Raw genomic sequence first — 527 nt, forward strand, 5'->3', positions numbered from 1 at the left:
TATGAAAGTTTAAAAAAATAAAAAAAGTTGTTGACATTATGAAATGATGATGATAAAATTTAAAAAGTAGTCAGTCGGTTGATTGATGAAACAAAAACAAATGGTCTTTGAAAATTAAACAGAGAAAAAGGTAAAACCAGTTAATTCCGATAGAGTAATCTATCGACGATAGAGAAATCTATCAAAAAAATGACTTAACAAGTCAGCGAAAAACGAGCATAGCTCAAACTTTTTAAATTGAGAGTTTGATCCTGGCTCAGGACGAACGCTGGCGGCGTGCCTAACACATGCAAGTCGAGCGATGAAGCCCTTCGGGGTGGATTAGCGGCGGACGGGTGAGTAACACGTGGGTAACCTGCCTTATAGAGGGGGATAGCCTTCCGAAAGGAAGATTAATACCGCATAAAATGTTTGTATCGCATGGTACTAACATCAAAGGAGTAATCCGCTATAAGATGGACCCGCGGCGCATTAGCTAGTTGGTGAGGTAACGGCCCACCAAGGCGACGATGCGTAGCCGACCTGAG

Annotated in this window: 1 rRNA gene; it reads left to right on the forward strand. The window is 41.6% G+C overall.

Annotation, left to right across the window (positions count from 1 at the left end):
• Positions 1-233: 233 nt before the first annotated feature.
• Positions 234-527: ribosomal RNA gene (locus RRY12_13420) — 16S ribosomal RNA — on the forward strand; the annotation flags it as partial.

This window comes from Cloacibacillus sp., from assembly GCA_036655895.1.
GTDB lineage: Bacteria > Synergistota > Synergistia > Synergistales > Synergistaceae > JAVVPF01.